Origin of the sequence: Caulobacter sp. B11 (assembly GCF_002737765.1) — a bacterium.
Taxonomy (GTDB): Bacteria; Pseudomonadota; Alphaproteobacteria; order Caulobacterales; family Caulobacteraceae; genus Caulobacter.
Genome location: NZ_PEGG01000348.1, coordinates 1 through 2,821 on the forward strand (window position 1 = coordinate 1; position 2,821 = coordinate 2,821).

The window sequence follows — 2,821 nt, forward strand, 5'->3', positions numbered from 1 at the left end:
TGCATAAATAGCTATTTTCTGCTCTATTAAATCCGCTTTGCGAAGGTATTCGCTGCCGTTCGACTTGAATCCAGCAGCTATTATTATATCGACAAAACTCTGTTTCGCGCTGTTTCCGCGCATGGATTTCCCCCATTGTTATAGGCGGCAGTCCAAGATCGCTCGACGCCGGGACAGTGAAGGTACCTAAATGGTTTCACGCTGCCAGCCACAGTCCGCTTCCCACCCTTCTCAGAAGTTCAAAAGGTCAGCTGTCGGGCGATGGGGCCCAAGGTCCGCAATCCGGGCGGCGGCTAGTCACCGCTCCTGACCCGCGTCGGACCCCTATTTTCGTGTCATCCCGGACGCGCCCTGGCGCGATCCGGGACCCAGGTCCCGGCGCTCCGCTTCGCTGCAGCCGGGATGACAAGCGTTGGGGGTTGGTGCGGCGTCTGCCTTGGCCTTGGCGCGGCGTCCGATCACCACCCCAAACCGCCCCGCCGGCAACACCCCGTTAAGCCTGACTCTTAAGGTTCGCGACACCTCTGCGAAACCCCGTCTTTACCCCGAGCCTGTATCACTCTGACCCAACAAGAGCCCTGTCCCACGTTGGACGCGGCCGGTTTCGTGGGTGTCTTCAAATGACCAAGACGGTTCTCGTCGTCGACGACGATCCGACTCAACGTCGGTTGATCCAGGCCGTGCTCGAGCGCGACGGCTTCGCGGTGTCGCATGCCGAGGGCGGCGACGCGGCGATGTCGCATCTGGCCAGCGGCGCGCCGACCGACGTGATCCTGCTGGACCTGGTCATGCCCGGCCTGTCGGGCCAGGACACCCTGAAGGAAATGCGGGCGCGGGGCTTTACCCAGCCCGTGATCGTCCTGACCGCCTCCGGCGGGGTCGACACCGTGGTCAAGGCCATGCAGGCCGGGGCCACCGACTTCTTCATCAAGCCCGCCTCGCCCGAGCGGATCACCGTCTCGATCCGCAACGCCCTGTCGATGGGCGACCTGAAGGGCGAGGTCGAGCGGCTGACCAAGCGGGCCAGCCACCGCACCACCTTCGCCGACCTGATCGGCACCTCGCCGGCCATGACCCAGGTCAAGCGCATGGGCGAGCGGGCCGCCAAGTCCTCGATCCCGATCCTGATCACCGGCGAGAGCGGGGTCGGCAAGGAGCTGATCGCCCGCGCCGTGCACGGCGCCTCCGAGCGGGCCGGCAAGCCCTTCGTGGCGGTCAACTGCGGCGCCATTCCGGAGAACCTGGTCGAGTCGATCCTGTTCGGCCACGAAAAGGGATCCTTCACCGGGGCCACTGACAAGCATCTGGGCAAGTTCAAGGAGGCCGACGGCGGCACCCTGTTCCTCGACGAGGTCGGCGAACTGCCGCTGGACATGCAGGTCAAGCTGCTGCGCGCCCTGCAGGAAGGCGAGATCGACCCGATCGGCTCCAAGCGCTCGCAAAAGGTCGATGTGCGCATCGTCTCAGCGACCAATCGCGACGTCGCCCAGGCCGTGGCCCAGGGCCGGTTCCGCGAGGACCTCTATTACCGCCTCAATGTCTTCCCGATCGAGGCCCCGGCCCTGCGCGACCGCCGCGAGGATATCCCGGCCCTGACCGAGGCCTTCATCCGCCGCTTCAATATCGAGGAGGGCAAGCGCGTCGTCGGCGCCGCCCCCGAGACGCTGGATTTCCTGACCCGCTTCGACTGGCCCGGCAATGTCCGCCAGCTGGAGAACGCGGTCTATCGCGCCATCATCCTGGCCGATGCGCCCTATCTGCAGCCCTACGACTTCCCGGCCATCTCGGGCATCGTCGCGCCGCCGCTGGGCGCCGACCCCGAGGCCGCCCCGTCGCCGGACCTGCCGGCCATGCTGCAGGCGGCCCACGCCGCCCTGGCCGGGACCGCCAGCCAGTCGCCGGTCCGCATCCTCGACGACCGCGGCCATCTGCGGACCCTGGAAGAGATCGAGCGCGACCTGATCCAGCACGCCATCGAGGTCTATTCGGGCCATATGAGCGAGGTGGCGCGCCGCCTCGGCATCGGCCGCTCGACCCTCTATCGCAAGGTCCGCGAGCAGGGCATCGAGGTCGATATGAAGGAGGCCTCGTGATGATCTGTCCGTTCCGCCCCCTGTCGCGCGAACAGCGGCTCAAGGCCCTGATCAAGCCGGTAGGCGCGCCGCTGAAACCCCAGGCTTTCGCGCGTCCGCGCAGCCTGCACTAGACCCTTTCCGACGACCTGCGGGACAGCCTCCCCGCGCTGCCCCCTCCGGCCCTCCGGGCCACCTCCCCCAAAGGGGAGGATCTGCGCCGCGCACGTCAGATGCTCCCCCTCTGGGGGAGCTGTCGCGGAGCGACTGAGGGGGTTGCCCGCAGAAGCATCCAGAAACCTGACGCCTCAGCCGCCCGCGACGCTGCGGGCGATCAGGCCGGCCAGCCGGGCGACGCCGTCCTCGATGGCTTCGGCGCTGGGCAGGGAATAGCTCAGGCGGATCGTGCTGACGTCGGGCACCAGGGCGAAGAACGGCTCGCCGGGCACGAAGGCGACCCGCTCCTCGGCCAGGGCCCGTTCCAGCAAGACCTTGCCATCCAGGCCCGGCGGCAGCTGGATCCAGACGAACATCCCGCCCTGGGGACGCGACCAGGTCACGCCCGCCGGCATGTGGCGGTCCAGGGCCGCCAGGAGGATCTTGGCCTTGGCCTGATAGGCCCCGCGCAGCACGCTCAGATGCTGCTCATAGCCCTCCGACACCGCCCGATGGGCCACCATCTGGTTGATGGTCGAGACATGCAGGTCGCCGCCCTGCTTGAGCAGGACCAGCTTTTCGATCACCGCCCG

3 protein-coding genes are annotated in these 2,821 nt (G+C 67.1%); 2 read left to right on the forward strand and 1 reads right to left on the reverse strand.

What is annotated here, in order from left to right; translation table 11 throughout:
- Positions 1-620 precede the first annotated feature (620 nt).
- Positions 621-2,093: a sigma-54 dependent transcriptional regulator gene (locus CSW58_RS12490; protein ID WP_099447504.1), complete on the forward strand. Its 1,473-nt coding sequence runs from the start codon at positions 621-623 to the stop codon at positions 2,091-2,093.
- Positions 2,093-2,206, forward strand: a complete 114-nt coding sequence (locus tag CSW58_RS16310; protein WP_369825186.1) for a hypothetical protein — start codon at positions 2,093-2,095, stop codon at positions 2,204-2,206. Before CSW58_RS12490 ends, CSW58_RS16310 begins: the two co-directional genes overlap by 1 nt.
- A 174-nt stretch (positions 2,207-2,380) precedes the next feature.
- On the opposite strand, the gene CSW58_RS12495 is transcribed toward CSW58_RS16310, so the two are convergent.
- On the reverse strand, positions 2,381-2,821 hold a 441-nt coding region (locus CSW58_RS12495), incomplete at its 5' end, for an aminotransferase class I/II-fold pyridoxal phosphate-dependent enzyme (RefSeq protein WP_143755202.1).